General features: G+C 57.8%; 14 protein-coding genes. 9 read left to right on the top strand and 5 right to left on the bottom strand.

The genetic code is table 11. The features are described 5' to 3' along the window. Positions 1-40: 40 nt before the first annotated feature. Positions 41-1744, bottom strand: a complete 1704-nt coding sequence (gene ligB / locus MFP24_RS06320; protein ID WP_249229815.1) for an NAD-dependent DNA ligase LigB — start codon at positions 1742-1744, stop codon at positions 41-43. Between the two features lie 322 nt (positions 1745-2066). On the opposite strand from ligB, the gene gmk reads away from it, so the two are divergent. The 7 genes from gmk (at position 2067) to MFP24_RS06285 (ending at position 11448) form a co-directional block, all read left to right on the top strand. Then, positions 2067-2690: a guanylate kinase gene (gene gmk, locus MFP24_RS06315; protein WP_249229816.1), complete on the top strand. Its 624-nt coding sequence runs from the start codon at positions 2067-2069 to the stop codon at positions 2688-2690. A 54-nt stretch (positions 2691-2744) separates the two neighbouring features. After that, the gene (gene rpoZ, locus MFP24_RS06310; RefSeq protein ID WP_009115009.1) at positions 2745-3020 is read left to right on the top strand and encodes a DNA-directed RNA polymerase subunit omega; all 276 of its coding nucleotides are present in this window, start codon (positions 2745-2747) and stop codon (positions 3018-3020) included. Between the two features lie 18 nt (positions 3021-3038). After that, positions 3039-5138 (top strand): bifunctional GTP diphosphokinase/guanosine-3',5'-bis pyrophosphate 3'-pyrophosphohydrolase, encoded by a 2100-nt coding sequence (spoT, locus tag MFP24_RS06305; RefSeq protein ID WP_249229817.1) that lies wholly within the window; start codon positions 3039-3041, stop codon positions 5136-5138. A 5-nt stretch (positions 5139-5143) separates the two neighbouring features. Then, complete coding sequence (trmH, locus tag MFP24_RS06300) at positions 5144-5836, top strand: tRNA (guanosine(18)-2'-O)-methyltransferase TrmH (RefSeq protein WP_249229818.1); 693 nt, start codon at positions 5144-5146, stop codon at positions 5834-5836. After that, positions 5836-7917, top strand: coding sequence for an ATP-dependent DNA helicase RecG (gene recG, locus MFP24_RS06295; RefSeq protein WP_249229819.1), 2082 nt, complete (start codon positions 5836-5838; stop codon positions 7915-7917). Before trmH ends, recG begins: the two co-directional genes overlap by 1 nt. Before the next feature lie 159 nt (positions 7918-8076). Then, a complete protein-coding gene (locus MFP24_RS06290; protein ID WP_249229820.1) occupies positions 8077-9468 on the top strand; it encodes a nucleobase:cation symporter-2 family protein in 1392 nt (463 codons plus the stop codon). A 285-nt stretch (positions 9469-9753) separates the two neighbouring features. Next, entirely contained in the window at positions 9754-11448 is a 1695-nt protein-coding gene (locus MFP24_RS06285; RefSeq protein ID WP_249229821.1) for an AsmA family protein, read from the top strand. Positions 11449-11476: 28 nt separating this feature from the next. Here the strand turns inward: MFP24_RS06285 and fabY are convergent, their stop codons facing one another. The 4 genes from fabY to typA all read right to left on the bottom strand — a co-directional run bounded on the left by fabY (position 11477) and on the right by typA (position 15546). Continuing rightward, positions 11477-12418 (bottom strand): fatty acid biosynthesis protein FabY, encoded by a 942-nt coding sequence (fabY, locus tag MFP24_RS06280; RefSeq protein WP_249229822.1) that lies wholly within the window; start codon positions 12416-12418, stop codon positions 11477-11479. Between the two features lie 42 nt (positions 12419-12460). After that, positions 12461-12898 carry a D-aminoacyl-tRNA deacylase gene (dtd, locus tag MFP24_RS06275; protein WP_249229823.1) on the bottom strand — a complete coding sequence of 146 codons (438 nt, stop codon included), beginning with the start codon at positions 12896-12898 and terminating at the stop codon, positions 12461-12463. Positions 12899-12966: 68 nt separating this feature from the next. Beyond that, positions 12967-13575 carry a glucose-1-phosphatase gene (yihX, locus tag MFP24_RS06270; RefSeq protein WP_249229824.1) on the bottom strand — a complete coding sequence of 203 codons (609 nt, stop codon included), beginning with the start codon at positions 13573-13575 and terminating at the stop codon, positions 12967-12969. A 147-nt stretch (positions 13576-13722) separates the two neighbouring features. Continuing rightward, positions 13723-15546, bottom strand: coding sequence for a ribosome-dependent GTPase TypA (typA, locus tag MFP24_RS06265; protein WP_136166704.1), 1824 nt, complete (start codon positions 15544-15546; stop codon positions 13723-13725). Positions 15547-15914: 368 nt separating this feature from the next. Between typA and glnA the strand changes: the two genes are divergently transcribed. Together glnA and glnL are read left to right on the top strand one after the other, a co-directional pair. Beyond that, complete coding sequence (glnA, locus tag MFP24_RS06260; protein WP_249229825.1) at positions 15915-17324, top strand: glutamate--ammonia ligase; 1410 nt, start codon at positions 15915-15917, stop codon at positions 17322-17324. 207 nt (positions 17325-17531) lie between these two features. Then, entirely contained in the window at positions 17532-18581 is a 1050-nt protein-coding gene (gene glnL, locus MFP24_RS06255) for a nitrogen regulation protein NR(II) (protein WP_249229826.1), read from the top strand. Positions 18582-18584 lie beyond the last annotated feature (3 nt).

The raw sequence follows: 18584 nt of genomic DNA, 5'->3' as shown, positions 1-18584 counted from the left end.
GCAGCGTGCGTTTTATCTATGCCGGTATATACCCGTCATACTACCGCTCAATATTTTTTATCCCCTCGTTACCCAGCCAGGCAATAAGCTCAACCACCGCCGGATGATGCAAAAACGCCATGATCTCTTCAGCCCGCCTGGCGCCTACCCCCGGAAACTGCCGCCACTGCAACGCGGTGCGCTGCTGCAACTGCGGCCAGCTGATATTCTCCAGCACATTCCCGGCCGAACGCGGCAAGGGAAGACCCAACGCCACCAGCCAACGCGCCAGGGGCTGCTGACGAGCCTGCTGTAAATTGTCATAAAGGTTATCGGCCTGCCTGATGCCAATCCCCTTTACGTCCTTTATCTGCTCCCTGCTCAGCGCCAGCCATGACGCCACGTCACGCAATACGCCCTGTTGCGTCAAGCGGCGCCATATCCCCTCGCCGACGCCTGTAAGATTCAGCCCGTGCTCCCCGCTGAGCCAGGTCAGCCGTGCAACCATCTGTTGCCGACAGGCAATGCTGTATTGAAAGCAGCTGAGCGGATGGAACTCCCCCTCCGGCGGCGGAGTTACCGCGGCGCGTTCGGCAACCCGCCACACCACCTTGTCCAGCCGGGGAATGCCCTGCCCCGCCAGACTGATGGCGATCTGATCGCCGGGCAGGACATCCCATTGCCGCCAGCGCGACAGCGGCCCCACGTTGACCCGGCGCACCGTTTTGTCATCCAGCCGCAGCGGATTGAGCCTCAGTACCACGCTAATCCTGCCGGTACGGCCGATGGTAAAATCAACGCCGTTAACCTCCGCCACCTGCCGCACCGGCGGGTATTTCCAGGCAATAGCCCAGTCGGCCGGGGTATTGCGCCAATAGCGCCCCGGCGGTTCTGTATCCCGACGGATCACCACGCCGTCGGTGACGAAGGGCAAGGGATGGCGAAACCAGCGCTCCCGCCAGCGTTCGGCCTCCGCCAGCGAGGAGATGCGATGCGTATAATCGGCCGCCATGGCGAACCCCATCGTCCGTAATCCCTCAAGGCGCTCGGACAGCGCGGCCGGGCCGTCGGGCCACTCCCAGATAAAAACGCCGATGCGCGGCAAAACGGACGATGGCTGATGGCGGCGCATCTCCCCGGCAACCGCCGCCCGGGCGTTGATTCCGCCTTGCCGATCCTGCCGATGGCCGGCCACCTTAAGGAACAGCTCCCCCTGTAGCACCAGCGTGGCGGGCGCTCCGCTCAGTTCGTTGGGGATATCCGCGATATTCAGGACTTTTTGCGTCCAGTCCTCCCCTCGCCAACCGTTACCCCGGCTGATTGCCGACGCCAGTTTTCCCTGCTGATACACCAGCGTGACCGCCACGCCGTCGATTTTGGGCTGGATCCAGACATCCTGATGCTGTTTTAGCCATCGTGACAGTTGCCCGCGGTCGGAGAGCTTTTTCAGGCCGGTATGCGCCACCGGATGCGCCAGTTTGCCGCTGTCCGGCAGGCGAACGGCAAAACCCGGCCCAGCGGGGTGAAAACAGCGCCGCCAGTGCTCCAGACGATCGCGCAGCTGGTCGTAAACCTCATCCTCCACCGGACTGGTTCCCGCCTGATAATAAGCGTCATCCCATTGCTCCAACTGCTGACGCAGCATCAGCATCTCTCTTTCGGCTCGGCCGGCCGACCAGTCAGGGCAAGCGGGGGCGGCGCTTAACGGCCCGCCGGCCAATCCCGCCAATATTACGCTGACAAACCCTGTGAACCGGCAATTCATATAACCTCCCCCCTGAGTGCGGACCGCGCACGGCAAGTACAGCGCGGTCGCCGACGTAACACGAGGGAGAAAAACCAACAATGCAAAACGCCCCGCAAAGTTTTTGGTCGTTTATCATCGGTATCAAAAACCACCGGAATCGGTTGCGCAAAGCGTCAGGAAAAGGTTGGCAGCGGGCGTTTCTGGTGGCATAAGGGTAGAACATTCTGCGATGCCGCTTATCACCGCGCGACTGATGGCATATTGCCGTGTATAATGTGAGGAAATGCACGTTCTGCTGCATCCATATCAATAATTAATTGCAATTAATAAAACTCCAATTATGGCCCAAGGCACGTTATATATCGTTTCCGCTCCCAGTGGGGCGGGGAAATCCAGTTTGATTCAGGCGTTATTTAAAACGCAGCCGCTTTACGACACCCAGGTATCGATTTCCCATACCACACGGGCCAAACGACCGGGAGAAAGCCACGGCGAACACTACTTCTTCGTCCCGGTTGATGAATTCAAGCGGATGATCCGGGAAAATGAATTTCTGGAATACGCGGAAGTTTTCGGCAATTACTACGGTACGTCGCGGCTGGCCATCGAGCAGACTCTGGCGTCCGGCGTGGACGTTTTTCTGGATATTGACTGGCAGGGCGCCCAGCAAATCCGCAGCCAGATGCCGCAGGCGCGCAGCATTTTCATTTTGCCGCCGTCAAAAGAAGAGCTGGCGCGCCGCCTGCGCGGCCGCGGTCAGGACAGCGAGGAAGTCATTGCCCGCCGTATGGCGCAGGCCGTGGCCGAGATGACACACTACGCAGAATATGATTATTTGATAGTTAATGACGATTTCGATTTGGCATTGCTCGATCTGAAAACCATTATTCGCGCTGAACGTCTGCATTTAAGCAGGCAAAAAGTACGGCATGACGCATTAATCACCAAACTATTGGCAGACTGACGGCTCTTTCAGTATGATGCCCAGTCATTTTATTTCCCTGTGGAGTAGCACATTATGGCACGCGTAACTGTTCAAGACGCTGTAGAGAAAATTGGTAATCGTTTTGACCTGGTGTTGGTCGCTGCTCGTCGCGCCCGCCAGATCCAGACCGGCGGTAAAGATCCGCTGGTTCCGGAAGAGAACGACAAATACACGGTGATCGCCCTGCGCGAAATCGAAGAAGGCCTGATCAACGCCCAGATCCTGGACGTTCGTGACCGCCAGGAGCAGCAAGAGCAGGAAGCCGCGGAAATTCAGGCGGTTACCGCGATTGCTGAAGGCCGCCGTTAATCAGACCACGAGTCGCCCTTGTATCTTTTTGAAAGCCTTAATCTGCTGATTCAACGTTATCTGCCGGAAGAGCAGATTAAACGTTTACGGCAGGCTTATCTTGTCGCGCGTGATGCCCACGAGGGGCAGACTCGCTCCAGCGGCGAACCCTATATCACTCATCCGGTCGCCGTCGCCTGTATTCTGGCCGAGATGCGTCTCGACTATGAAACGCTGATGGCCGCGCTGCTGCACGACGTGATAGAGGATACGCCCGCCACCTATCAGGATATGGAGCAGCTGTTCGGCAAGAGCGTCGCCGAACTGGTGGAAGGCGTTTCCAAGCTGGACAAGTTGAAATTCCGCGACAAGAAAGAGGCGCAGGCGGAAAACTTCCGCAAAATGATCATGGCGATGGTGCAGGATATCCGCGTCATTCTGATCAAACTGGCCGACCGCACCCACAATATGCGCACGCTGGGCGCGCTGCGCCCGGACAAGCGCCGCCGCATCGCCCGCGAAACGCTGGAAATATACAGTCCGCTGGCGCATCGGCTGGGTATTCACCACCTCAAGACCGAGCTGGAAGAGCTGGGGTTTGAAGCGCTCTATCCCAACCGCTACCGCGTCATCAAAGAGGTGGTCAAGGCCGCCCGCGGTAATCGCAAAGAGATGATCCAGAAAATCCTCGCCGAGATTGAAGGACGTCTGACCGAAGCGGGGATCGCCTGCCGGGTAAGCGGCCGCGAAAAGCATCTCTATTCCATCTACTGCAAAATGCACCTCAAAGAGCAGCGTTTCCATTCCATTATGGATATTTACGCCTTTCGGGTGATCGTCAAGGAGCTGGATACCTGCTATCGCGTGTTGGGCCAGGTGCACAGCCTGTACAAGCCGCGTCCGGGCCGGGTAAAAGACTATATCGCCATTCCCAAGGCCAACGGCTATCAGTCGCTGCATACGTCGCTGATTGGTCCGCATGGCGTGCCGGTGGAAGTGCAGATCCGCACCGATGATATGGACCAGATGGCGGAAATGGGCGTGGCCGCGCACTGGGCCTATAAAGAAGGCGAAAGCAGCACCACCGCTCAGGTTCGCGCCCAGCGCTGGATGCAAAGCCTGCTGGAATTGCAGCAGAGCGCCGGCAGCTCGTTCGAATTTATCGAAAGCGTTAAGTCCGACCTGTTTCCGGACGAAATGTACGTCTTCACGCCGGAAGGGCGCATTGTGGAATTGCCGGCCGGCGCCACGCCGGTGGACTTCGCCTACGCCGTGCATACCGATATCGGCCACGCCTGCGTCGGCGCCAGAGTCGATCGCCAGCCCTATCCGCTTTCGCAGTCGCTGACCAGCGGACAGACCGTGGAGATCATTACCGCGCCGGGCGCCAGACCGAACGCCGCCTGGCTGAACTTTGTGGTCAGTTCCCGAGCGCGCGCCAAAATCCGCCAGATGCTGAAGAACCTCAAGCGCGACGACTCCGTCAGCCTGGGCCGGCGGTTGCTGAATCATGCGCTGGGCAGCGGCCGCAAACTGTCGGATATCCCGCCCAAGAATATTCAGCTTGAGCTGGACAGAATGAAGCTCGCCACGCTGGACGATCTGATGGCGGAAATCGGACTGGGCAACGCCATGAGCGTGGTGGTGGCGAAAAACCTGCTCAATGAACAATCCCAGCTGGATAACACCGGGCTGCGCAAATTGCCGATTAAAGGCGCCGATGGCGTGATGGTCTCGTTCGCCAAATGCTGCCGCCCCATTCCGGGCGATCCGATTATCGCTCACGTCAGTCCCGGCAAGGGTCTGGTTATCCACCACGAATCCTGCCGCAATATTCGCGGTTACCAGAAAGAGCCGGAGAAGTTTATGGCGGTGGAATGGGATAAGGTGACCGAGCAGGAGTTTATCGCCGAAATCAAGGTGGATATGTTCAATCACCAGGGCGCGCTGGCCAATCTGGCGGCCGCCATCAATACCGCCAATTCAAATATCCAGAGTATCAATACGGAAGAAAGGGACGGCCGCGTATACAGCGCCTTTATCCGTCTCACCACGCTCGACCGCGTTCATCTGGCGAACGTTATGCGCAAAATCCGCGTAATGCCGGATGTAATAAAAGTTAACCGTAACCGAAACTGACCGTTATGACACCGCAACGCTACGCGCGTATCAGAGAGATGCTCAGCTGCCGCCAGCCCGATCTGACCGTCTGCATGGAGCAGGTGCATAAGCCGCACAACGTGTCCGCCGTTATTCGCACCGCCGATGCGGTAGGCGTCCATCGGATCCACGCCGTCTGGCCCGGCAGCAGAATGAAAACGCTGGCGTCTTCCGCGGCCGGCAGCAATAGCTGGGTTCAGGTTAAAACGCACCGCAGCATCCATGACGCGATCGGCCACCTGAAAACGCAGGGCATGCAGATCCTGGCCACCCACCTTTCCCCGCAGTCCGTCGATTTCCGCGAAATTGATTACACCCGCCCGACCTGCATTTTGCTGGGGCAGGAAAAAACCGGCATCAGCAAAGAGGCCTTAAGGCTGGCCGATCGGGATATCATCATTCCGATGACCGGCATGGTGCAGTCGCTGAATGTCTCCGTCGCCTGCGCCCTGATTCTGTATGAAGCGCAGCGCCAACGGCAGATGGCGGGCATGTATCAGCGCCAAGACAGCCCGCTGGACGAAGCGGAGCAGCAGCGGCTGCTGTTTGAAGGCGGCTACCCGGTACTGGCGCGCGTCGCCAAACGTAAAGGTTTGCCCCGCCCTTATATCGACGGCAGCGGTCAGCTCGTCGCCGATAGCGCCTGGTGGGCGTCAATGCAATCCTCGGAGTGCTGATGAAAGGCCGCCTGCTGAATACCCAACCGCTGAGCACGCTTGCCGGCGTGGGTGCCAGTCAGGCGGCCAAACTTGCCCGCCTCGGGCTGGAAACCGTGCAGGATTTATTGCTGCACCTGCCGTTGCGCTACGAAGATCGCACGCGGCTGTACGCCATCGGCGATCTTCTTCCCGGCATGTACGCCACGGTGGAAGGCGAAGTTTTGCGCCATGACGTCACCTTCGGCCGGCGCCGCATGCTGACCTGCCAGATCAGCGACGGCAGCGGCCTGCTGACCATGCGCTTTTTCAATTTCAACGCCGCGATGAAGAACAGTCTGGCGCCGGGCCAGCGGGTCACCGCCTATGGCGAAATTAAACGCGGTAAAATCGGCGCGGAAATCATCCATCCGGAATACCGCATCCAGGGCGATACCCCGCAAATAGAACCGCAGGAAACCCTGACGCCGGTTTATCCCGCCACCGAAGGCGTGCGCCAGGCGACCCTGCGCAAGCTCACCGACCAGGCGCTGGCGCTGCTGGACGCCAATCCTATCGATGAACTGCTGCCGGAAGAGCTGGGACGTTCGCTTATCAGCCTGCCCGACGCCCTGCATATCCTGCACCGGCCGCCGCCCGACGTTCAGCTCGGCGAGCTGGAGCAGGGCAAGCACCCGGCGCAGCAGCGGCTGATTATGGAAGAGCTGCTGGCGCATAATTTAAGCATGCTGGCGGTGCGCGCCGGCGCGCAAAGCTACCGCGCCCTGCCGTTGGCGGCCAATGACGCCCTGAAACGGCGTTTACTGTCGGCGCTGCCTTTCGCGCCTACCCGGGCGCAGCAGCGGGTTGTGGGTGAAATTGAAGCCGATATGGCCAAAAATTTCCCCATGATGCGCCTGGTGCAGGGGGATGTCGGCTCGGGAAAAACGCTGGTCGCCGCGCTGGCGGCGCTGCGGGCGATCGCCAACGGCAAACAGGTGGCGCTGATGGCGCCGACGGAGCTGCTGGCTGAACAGCATGCGCATAATTTTCGCCAGTGGTTCGAGCCGCTGGGTATTGAAGTCGGCTGGCTGGCCGGCAAGCAGAAGGGAAAAGCGCGGGAGGCGCAGCAGGACGCCATCGCCGGCGGCCGGGTGGCGATGGTGGTCGGCACCCACGCCATCTTCCAGCAGCAGGTAAAGTTCAACGGGCTGGCGCTGGTGATTATTGACGAACAGCACCGCTTCGGCGTGCATCAGCGTCTGGCGCTGTGGGAAAAAGGCGAAGAGCAGGGATTTCACCCGCACCAGCTGATTATGACCGCCACCCCCATCCCGCGCACGCTGGCGATGACCGCCTACGCCGATCTGGATACCTCGGTGATCGACGAACTGCCGCCGGGCAGAACGCCGGTCACCACCGTCGCCATCCCGGACTCGCGCCGCAACGACGTCATCCAACGGGTCGACAACGCCTGCCGGCGGGAAGGTCGGCAGGCCTATTGGGTGTGTACGCTGATTGAAGAGTCCGATCTGCTGGAAGCGCAGGCCGCCGAAGCGACCTGTCAGGAGCTGCAGGCGGCGCTGCCCGACATCAGCGTCGGATTAGTCCACGGGCGGATGAAAGCGCAGGAAAAACAAGCCGTCATGCAGGCGTTTAAACAGGGCGATCTGCAACTGCTGGTGGCGACGACGGTGATTGAAGTCGGGGTCGACGTGCCGAACGCCAGCCTGATGATTATCGAAAACCCCGAACGGCTGGGGCTGGCGCAGCTTCACCAGTTGCGCGGACGCGTCGGACGCGGCGCGGTGGCCTCTCACTGCGTACTGCTTTATAAAACGCCGCTCAGCAAAACGGCGCAAAAACGGCTTCAGGTACTGCGCGACAGCAATGACGGTTTTGTTATCGCCCAGCGCGACTTGGAAATCCGCGGACCGGGCGAGCTACTGGGAACGCGCCAGACGGGCAATGCGGAATTCAAAGTCGCCGATCTACTGCGCGATCAGGCGCTGATCCCCCAGGTACAGCGCGTGGCCCGCCATCTCCACCAGCGTTATCCCGACCATGCCAAGGCGTTGATTGAGCGCTGGCTGCCGGAGCGCACCCGTTATACCAACGCCTGACAATGGGGTATTGCGCGCCAAATCCAACCCGTTGCGCCGTTAAATAACCAGTTGCCGCCAACCAGATAAATTTCATATCGGCGGCGCGTTTAGCAAACGTTTGCTTTTGCCAAAGAGATGATTAAAATGCCCTCTTTGTCGTTTCAGGAACGCCATATTATGACCGACGCCACCACGGAAACCCCGCAAACAGAGATACCCGCAGCGCCCAAGCGCAGTGAATTAATCTATCGTCTGGAAGACAGGCCGCCGCTGGCGCAAACCCTGTTTGCCGCCAGCCAGCATCTGCTGGCGATGTTCGTCGCGGTGATCACCCCCGCGCTATTGATCTGCCAGGCGCTGGGGCTGCCGGCGCAAGATACGCAACATATCATCAGCATGTCGCTGTTCGCCTCCGGCCTGGCCTCTATTCTGCAAATCAAAACCTGGGGACCGGTGGGGTCGGGGCTGCTGTCGATTCAGGGCACCAGCTTTAACTTCGTCACGCCGTTGATCATGGGCGGCCTGGCGCTGAAAAACGGCGGCGCGGACGTTCCCACCATGATGGCGGCGCTATTCGGCACCTTGATGGTCGCCTCCTTTACCGAAATCATCCTGTCGCGCTTTCTGCATCTGGCCCGCCGCATTATCACGCCGCTGGTATCGGGGATTGTGGTGATGATTATCGGCCTGTCGCTGATTCAGGTCGGCCTGACCTCCATCGGCGGCGGCTATGCGGCGATGAACAACAACACCTTCGGCGCGCCGAAAAATCTGTTGCTGGCCGGCATCGTGCTGCTGGTTATTATCCTGCTTAACCGCCAGCGCAACCCATACCTGCGCGTGGCTTCCCTGGTGATCGCCATGGCGGTCGGCTATCTCGGCGCCTGGCTGATGGATATGCTGCCGGGCGGCGCCCCGGCCGAACAGAACACTTTCATCATGGTGCCGACGCCGCTCTATTACGGCCTGGGCTTTGACTGGAATCTGCTGATCCCGCTGATGCTGGTGTTTATGGTGACGTCGCTGGAAACCATCGGCGATATCACCGCGACGTCCGACGTGTCGGAACAGCCGGTCAGCGGGCCGCTGTATATGAAACGGCTGAAAGGCGGCGTGCTGGCCAACGGCCTGAACTCCTGCCTGTCCGCCGTATTCAATACCTTTCCCAACTCCTGTTTCGGGCAGAATAACGGCGTTATCCAGCTTACCGGCGTCGCCAGCCGCTACGTCGGCTTTGTGGTGGCGCTGATGCTGATTGTTCTGGGGCTGTTCCCGGCGGTCAGCGGCTTTGTGCAGCATATTCCGGAGCCGGTGCTGGGCGGCGCCACCATCGTTATGTTCGGCACCATCGCCGCCTCCGGGGTGCGCATCGTGTCGCGCGAACCGCTGAACCGGCGCGCCATCATGATTATCGCGCTCTCGCTGGCCGTGGGGCTGGGCGTTTCGCAGCAACCGCTGATTCTGCAATTTGCGCCGGACTGGATGAAAACCCTGCTCTCTTCCGGCATCGCCGCCGGCGGTATTACGGCGATTGTGCTGAATCTGGTTTTCCCCCACGACGAAAAATAATTTGTATCCGCGTCAATAATTTCTGTTATGTATACCCTAAATAATTCGAGTTGCAGGAAGGCGGCGACGCAACGAATCCCCGGGAGCTTACACCAGTAAGTGACCGGGGTGAGTGAGGAAAGCCAACGCACCTGCAGCTTGAAGTATGACGGGTATCGGGATAAAAGCGACCGCCGATGCAACACCGGTCGCTTTTTACTGTCTGTAACTGCATTATCTGTTGAGCCTTTAAGGTAATTGCGGCATAAAAACAGTTATCCCTGACGATTGACATGGACTGACACGATGAGATTTATCGGGAAATTATTGCTGACCCTACTGCTGCTGGCATTGCTGGCGCTGGTAATATTATACGTATTACTGCAAACCGGCTGGGCTTCAGCGCGCATCGGCAATTGGGTAAATCAAAACACGGACTATCAGGTCTCCCTGGGGAAAATCGACCATAGCTGGTCCAAGCCCGCTCGCATTGTGCTGCAAGACGTCATCTTTGGTCGTAAAAATCAGCCGCCGACGCTCACCGCCAAACAGGTTTCCGCCGGGCTGAGCGCGCGTCAGATAACCGAGCCGCGTCATTTCGCCAGTCTGGAGCTGGAAGGCGGCACGCTGAACCTGTCGCCGACCGCGGCATCCCTGCCAATCGAAGCGGACGTATTACAGCTGCGCACCATGGCGATTCAGGCGCAGGACGACGACTGGCATTTAAACGGTCAACAGGTCAACGGCGGCATTATGCCCTGGCGGCCTGAAGCGGGTCGCCTGTTAGGCAGGCAGGGGAATTTCCAACTCAGCGCCCGTTCGTTGCGGCTTAATGACATCCCCGCCAGCCAGGTGCTGGTACAGGGCAAAATCAATCAGAATCAGCTCACCCTGGGCAACTTCGGCGCGGACGTGGCGCAAGGCCAGTTAACCGGCAGCGCCAGCCGGGCGGAAGACGGGAGCTGGCAAATCGACAACCTGCGTCTCAGCAAGGTGCGTTTGCAAACGCCAAGAACCATCCGGGAGTTCTGGCAACCGATCACCGCTTTGCCCGCCGTCGCCGTTTCCCGCTTTGATTTGATTGATGCCCGTATCGAAGGGCCGGGATGGGCGTTTATCGATCTCGACGTTACGCTGCGCAACGTCACCTTCAAACAGGACGACTGGCAAAGCGACGACGGCGAACTGTCGTTCAACGCCACCGACATCGTTAACGGCAATATGCATCTCATCGACCCTATCGTTAATCTGGCACTCTCTCCCGACGGGGTTGAAATCAAACAGTTCACCACCCGCTGGGAAGGCGGTTTGCTGCGCACCGACGGTAACTGGCAGCGCAGCGGTCGCCGTTTGCAGCTGGACGAGTTTGTCGTCGCGGGCATGGAATACACCTTACCCGGCGACTGGCGTCAGCGCTGGCAAACCGCGCTGCCGGACTGGCTGGCGGAAGTGGCGGTGAAAAAATTCACCGCCAACCGTAATTTGCTGATTGATATCAATCCGGATTTCCCTTTTCAGCTTACCGCGCTGGACGGATACGGCAGCGACCTGCTGCTGGCCCGCCATCATCAGTGGGGCGTGTGGGCCGGTTCGCTGAACCTGAACGCCAGCGATGCGACCTTCAATAAGGTCGATGTCCGCCGGCCGTCGCTGGCGTTAACGGCCGACGACCGCCAGATCTCGCTTACCGACCTTAGCGCCTTTACGCAAAACGGCCTGCTGGAGGCCAAAACGACGATCGATCAACGCCCTGACCGGGCATTTTCGCTTACGCTGAGCGGGCGCTCCGTCCCGGCGGATATTTTAACCCGCTGGGGGTGGCCCGCTCAGGAAGCGGCTTCGGCTGACAACGCCAATCTACAGCTACAGCTGAACGGGCGGCTCGCCGCCGGTACGCCGCTGAAACCGACGTTAAACGGCTCGTTGCAGGGCGTTGGCGGCGACGGGCAGCCAATCAGGCAGCAGATGCATCAGGGCGCCGTAACGGAAACGCCGCAGTAAACCGACCGTATCAGGTGACGGGCCGCCGTCATCTGATTTCGGAGCCGCCCTGCTCCAGCGGCTCTTTCGGCGTGGGGGGCAATACCATATAGACGCCCTCGAACAGCGCGCCTTTTTTATCGTCGCCGTACAGCTCCACATTTAACTGCACCCTGGCTTTACGTCCCCGCGCCAGGCGATCCAAATCCCCGCTTAACGAGCCGAGATCGGCAATGGCGCTCGGCCTGCCCCTTACCGGCGTACTGTAGCGAATATGCGCGTCGGCCAGAATAATGGTTCCGCCCAAATGCCTTTCACGCAGCAGCAGCCAGATCAATCCCCAGCCGGTCAGGGTGGCGAGAGAAAACATACTGCCGGCGAATAACGTGTGATGGGGGTTTTGATTGCCGGTTTCCGGCATGGTGGTGATAAATTTCTGGCCGGTATACTGGCTTATGCGCACGCCCATTTTTTCACTGAGCGGAATGCGATTATACCAGGCCTGCTGCAACTGCCCGCACCAGTCGGGGCGGTGCAGAATATCATCCAGCGTCTCCACCGGCTTGATCATCAAAAAATGGCGTATCGGCGTGGTTTGCGGCGCGGTGATTTCCCCCTGATTCATAAAACCGAGCTTGGAGAAAAAGCCCACCGTATCCTCGCGGGCGCTACAGACGACGCGCTTTACCCCTTCCTGACGCGCCACCGACTCCAGCGTCATCGCCAGCAGCGTTCCCAGCCCTTTTCCCCGCACGTCGGGATGAACGGCCAGAAACCGGATGGCCGCTTCGTTGTCGGCATTGATGGACAGCCGGCCGATCGCCACCAGCCGCCCCTGTTCGTCCACCACCGTCTGATGATGCGCCAGCGCGTCGTAGGCGTCACGCTCCGAGCCCAGCGGCTGGTGCAGCGGTTTACGCAGCATCTCCCATCGGAATTGATAGTACGCATCAAGTTCTTCTGCGCTTTCAGGTACTCTCAGGTGATACATAAACATGCCTCATAAAAAAAGAGTGGCCGGCCGTTGCCGCCTTTACGCTTGCAGCCAGAACGTCACCGGCCCGTCATTAACCAATGCAACCTGCATATCCGCCGCAAAACGCCCGGTTTCCGTGTGCATATCCCGTTCGCGGCACTGCCCGACGAAATAGTGATACAGGCGCTCGGCCTCTGCGGGGGGCGCGCCGCGGGAAAAACCGGGCCGCATGCCTTTCTGCGTATCCGCCGCCAGCGTAAATTGCGATACCACCAGTACGCTGCCGCCCGCCTGGCGCACATTGAGATTCATTTTGCCATTATCATCGCTGAATATTCGATAACCCAGCACCCGCTGGCAAAGCCGCGCCGCTTTTTGTTCATCATCCCCGTGCTCAACCCCCAGCAGCACCAGCAATCCGCTGCCGATCTTCCCGACGACGCTATCTTCCACCGTCACGCTGGCGCTGGAAACTCGCTGAATTAACGCGATCATTGAACCTTACCGCTCCCGTTTTCACTATTCTGGAAAGATTTACCGCAACAGCGCGCCATAAACCCAGGTTACTCGCTGGTCACCGCCAGCGAGGCAAAATAATCCGGCACCGCCTGACGATCGGTCACCAGAATGCTGTGGATGCCCAATGCCTGCGCCGCGGCGATATTCGCGGGATTATCATCAAAGAAGACGGCTTGATCGGCCGTCACGCCTTCCTGCGTCAGGACATGGCGGTAGATGGCCGCTTCAGGCTTACGCAAACCGATATCCTGAGAGAGATAAAGACGATCGGCGGCCTGCTCCACTTCAGGAAACAGCGCCGGCCAATGCGCGCAATGCAGGCGGTTGGTGTTGGAAAGGATCACCACCCGATGCCCTTCCTGACGCAGCCGCCGCATGATATCGATGACTTCAGGACGCAAGGCGACGAAAATGGCCTGCCATCCCGCGGAAAACTGTTCAAAACTCAGAGAGATGCCCATTTCATGACATAACCGTTCGGCAAAGGCTTCATCGGTGATTTCGCCACGCTCATGCTGCTCAAAGGTTTCGCCCATCACAAAACGCTCTTTCAGCGTTGCCAGCGGCGCGCTGCTCAGCTTGCTCCAGACGCCCAGCACCCGGTTGAAATCGATATCAATAACGACATTACCCAAATCGAAGATATAAAGCATGGCACCTTCCTTCTGATGTAACCGCAGGGTTTTCACTGTAGCGGGAAATGGTAAAACTGAACAGCGGGGAAGATCAAAGCGTGGAATATCAGAAAAAGCACAGGGCGCCCGAAGGCGCCCTGTTATAGGGTAAAACGCACTGAAAAATCAGCTCTCTTTACCACCGCGGTTCGCGCGGCGACGATCGTTCTCGGTCAGGTGACGCTTACGCAAACGGACGGACTGCGGCGTAACTTCGACCAGTTCGTCATCATCGATAAACTCCAGCGCCTGTTCCAGCGACATTTTAATCGCCGGCACCAGCGTGGTTGCCTCATCCGTACCGGACGCACGCATGTTGGTCAGTTTCTTACCGGTCAGACAGTTCACCGTCAGGTCGTTGGAACGGGAGTGAATGCCGATGATCTGGCCTTCATACACTTCCGCGCCGTGACCCAGGAACAGTTTGCCGCGATCCTGCAGGCTATAAAGCGCAAACGCCACCGCTTTGCCCTGACCGTTGGAGATCAGCACGCCGTTCTGACGCTGGCCGATATCGCCCGGACGCACGTCATCGTAGTGGCTGAAGGTGGAATACAGCAGACCGGTGCCGGAGGTCATGGTCATAAACTCGGTACGGAAGCCGATCAGACCACGGGCAGGGATCAGATAATCCAGACGGATACGGCCTTTGCCGTCCGGGATCATGTCTTTCACATCGCCTTTGCGCTCGCCCATGGCTTGCATAACGGCGCCCTGATGCTGCTCTTCGATATCCAGCGTCACGTTTTCAAACGGTTCCTGATTGCGGCCGTCGATAACGCGGTTGATAACCTTCGGACGCGATACCGCGAGTTCAAACCCTTCACGGCGCATGTTTTCAATCAGCACCGACAGGTGCAGCTCGCCGCGGCCGGACACGCGGAACGCATCCGCATCTTCGGTCTCTTCCACGCGCAGCGCCACGTTGTGAACCAGCTCTTTATTCAGACGCTCAAGGATCTGGCGCGAGGTCACATACTTCCCTTCTTTACCGCAGAACGGCGAGGTATTGACGCAGAAGAACATGGTTACCGTCGGTTCGTCCACGCTCAGCGCCGGCAGCGCTTCAACCGCGGCGGGATCGCAGATGGTGTCGGAAATATTCAGTTCGCCCAGGCCGGTGATGGCAATGATATCGCCCGCTTCCGCCAGGGTGGCTTCGATACGCTCCAGACCCATATGTCCCAGGACCTTACCGACTTTGCCGTTGCGGGTTTTCCCTTCGCTGTCGATAACCGTAACCTGCTGGTTAGGCTTAACCACGCCGCGTTTGATGCGGCCGATGCCGATAACGCCGACATAGTTGTTGTAGTCCAGCTGGGAGATTTGCATCTGCAACGGACCGTCACGGTCAACCTTCGGTGATTCAACGTGTTCGACGATGGCTTCAAACAGCGGCGTCATGTCGTCGGCCATGTCGTTATGATCCAGACCGGCGATACCGTTTAACGCGGAGGCATAAACGATAGGGAAATCGAGCTGCTCATCGGTCGCATCCAGGTTCACGAACAGGTCGAACACCTGATCGACCACCCAGTCGGGACGCGCGCCAGGGCGGTCAACCTTGTTGATAACCACGATCGGCTTCAGACCGTTAGCGAATGCTTTTTTGGTCACGAAACGAGTCTGCGGCATCGGGCCATCCATCGCATCAACAACCAACAGCACCGAGTCAACCATCGACATTACACGCTCAACCTCGCCGCCGAAGTCGGCGTGTCCCGGGGTATCCACGATGTTGATGCGGTAGTCTTTCCAATTAATGGCGGTATTTTTGGCGAGGATGGTAATTCCACGCTCTTTCTCCAAATCGTTGGAGTCCATTACACGTTCGGTTGCTTCAGTGCGTTCTCCGAAAGTTCCGGATTGTTGCAACAACTTATCGACCAGGGTGGTTTTCCCATGGTCAACGTGCGCAATAATGGCGATGTTACGCAAATTTTCGATCACAGCTTTGCCTCAGGCATTTAGAAATAGCGCGCTATTGTACACGTATTAATCGAGGGACTAAACAAGATCACAAGCATCTATGATAAACAACCTGATGCTGCTTACTTTGTGATCCCTTTCACGGTGCAAAAACGCTACAAGCGCCCACCAATGCACCATGTTGGTGCGGTTAATTACCAATAAAGCACCGGTTTGGTGCTATCAGCTATAATGGTGCAGCGCGTCTTGACGGGAAACCCCCAAAGGGCAACACATTGCACTAATTTAAAAAGTTGGCACACTTTTAGCTTTAGTCTACTCACAGCAATAACATCAATCCACAACGATATTCGTTCCACGACGATAAATGACAACCGGGAGAAGCAAGTATGTCCGCAGAACACGTTTTGACGCTGCTGAAAGAACATGATGTGAAGTTCGTTGATTTACGCTTCACTGATACCAAAGGCAAAGAACAGCACGTCACCATTCCGGCTCACCAAGTTGACGCCGACTTCTTTGAAGAAGGCAAAATGTTTGACGGTTCCTCGATTGGCGGCTGGAAAGGCATTAACGAATCCGACATGGTATTGATGCCGGATGTCAGCACTGCCGTCCTTGATCCTTTCTATGAAGAAAGCACGCTGATCATCCGCTGCGACATTCTGGAACCGGGCACCATGCAGGGTTACGACCGCGATCCGCGCTCCATCTCCAAACGCGCTGAAGATTTCCTGCGCTCTTCCGGTATCGCCGATACCGTACTGTTTGGGCCGGAACCTGAATTCTTCCTGTTTGACGACGTTCGTTTCGGCAGCAGCATCTCCGGCTCTCATGTCACCATTGATGACATTGAAGGCGCCTGGAACTCCAACAAAGAATACGAAGGCGGCAACAAAGGCCACCGTCCGGCGGTCAAAGGCGGTTACTTCCCGGTACCTCCGGTCGATTCATCGCAGGACATCCGTTCCACCATGTGTCTGACCATGGAAGAAATGGGCCTGGTGGTTGAAGCGCATCACCACGAAGTCGCCACCGCCGGTCAGAACGAAGTGGCCACCCGCTTCAACTCCATGACCAAAAAAGCCGACGAAATCCAGATCTACAAATACGTCGTTCATAACGTCGCGCACGCCTTCGGCAAAACCGCAACGTTCATGCCGAAACCCATGTTCGGCGACAACGGTTCCGGTATGCACTGCCATATGTCTCTGTCCAAGGACGGCGCAAACCTGTTCTCCGGCGACAAATACGGCGGTCTGTCTGAAATCGCGCTGTTCTACATCGGCGGTATCATCAAACACGCGAAAGCCATCAACGCGCTGACTAACCCGGCCACCAACTCCTACAAACGTCTGGTTCCTGGCTACGAAGCGCCGGTCATGCTGGCCTACTCCGCCCGTAACCGTTCCGCTTCCATCCGTATTCCGGTAGTGGCCAGCCCGAAAGCGCGCCGCATCGAAGTTCGCTTCCCGGATCCGGCCGCCAACCCCTACCTGGCCTTCTCCGCGCTGCTGATGGCCGGTCTGGACGGCATCATCAACAAGATCCATCCTGGCGACGCCATGGATAAGAACCTGTACGATCTGCCGCCGGAAGAAGCGAGCGAAATCCCAACCGTAGCCGGTTCGCTGGAAGAAGCGTTGAACGCGCTGGATGCCGATCGCGAATTCCTGACCCGTGGCGGCGTATTCACCGACGATACCATTGATGCCTATATCGAATTGCGTAAAGCGGAAAACGACCGCGTGCGCATGACGCCGCATCCGGTTGAGTTCGAACTGTACTACAGCGTTTAATCGCCGCAGCGATTAGCCGTACGGTAAAACGGTAACCTAATCGTGCTGACGCTTGGGTTACCGTCAGGCTGGTAAAATTTTTTTGTTGCCGTGGAAACTTTTCAGCCCATCTTTAGGATGGGCTTTTTTCTCCACCGGTTCTGGAGTTGCGGCATCATATCCATCATCTACACTACTATGCACCAATAGGGTGCAGGAGTCTGCGTTATGGCAACAGGCACGCTGCCCGATGCTGGGCAGATCCTAAATTCTTTAATAAACAGTATCTTGTTATTGGATAACGATCTGGCTATTCATTATTCCAATCCGGCGGCGCAACAGCTACTGGCGCAAAGCTCGCGTAAATTGTCCGGTACGCCGCTGCCGGAGCTGCTGGGATATTTTTCTCTGAATATAGATTTGATGCGTGAAAGTCTGGATTCAGGGCAAGGTTTTACGGATAACGAAGTCACGATTGTTGTCGACGGCAAAGCGCACATCATGTCGCTTACCGCCCAACGGATACAAAATAACTTCATTCTGCTGGAAATGGCGCCGATGGATAACCAGCGCCGCCTGAGTCAGGAACAGCTCCAGCATGCGCAACAGCAGGCCGCCCGCGATCTGGTCAGGGGGTTGGCTCACGAGATCAAGAATCCGCTTGGCGGGTTGCGCGGCGCGGCGCAGCTGCTCTCCAAGGCACTGCCCGATCCGGCGCTGACCGAATACACCAAAGTCATCATCGAACAGGCGGATCGCCTGCGTAATCTGGTGGATCGCCTGCTCGGCCCGCAGCAACCGGGACTGCACGTCACGCAAAGCATTCATCAGGTCGCGGAGCGGGTATGTAAACTCGTTTCATTAGAAAAGCCAGACAACGTGACGCTGGTTAAAGATTACGATCCCAGCCTGCCGGAGCTGACGCATGACCCGGACCAGATTGAGCAGGTGTTGCTGAATATCACCCGTAATTCGTTGCAGGCTTTGGGTGAAGCGGGCGGCACCATCACCGTGCGTACCCGCACCGCCTTTCAGCTCACCCTGCACGGCGTACGTTATCGTCTTGCCGCTCGTATCGATATTGAAGACGACGGCCCCGGCATTCCCGCTCAGCTACAGGATACGCTGTTTTACCCGATGGTAAGCGGGCGCGAAGGCGGCACCGGTCTGGGATTATCGATTGCCCGCAACCTTATCGATCAGCACTCCGGTAAAATTGAATTTAACAGTTGGCCGGGTCATACCGAATTCTCGGTTTACCTGCCCATTCGCCAGTGAGGT

This window comes from Brenneria tiliae (genome assembly GCF_023347575.1).
In the GTDB taxonomy this organism is placed as follows: Bacteria; Pseudomonadota; Gammaproteobacteria; order Enterobacterales; family Enterobacteriaceae; genus Brenneria; species Brenneria corticis.
This window is presented reverse-complemented; position numbering and strand designations above follow the sequence as displayed.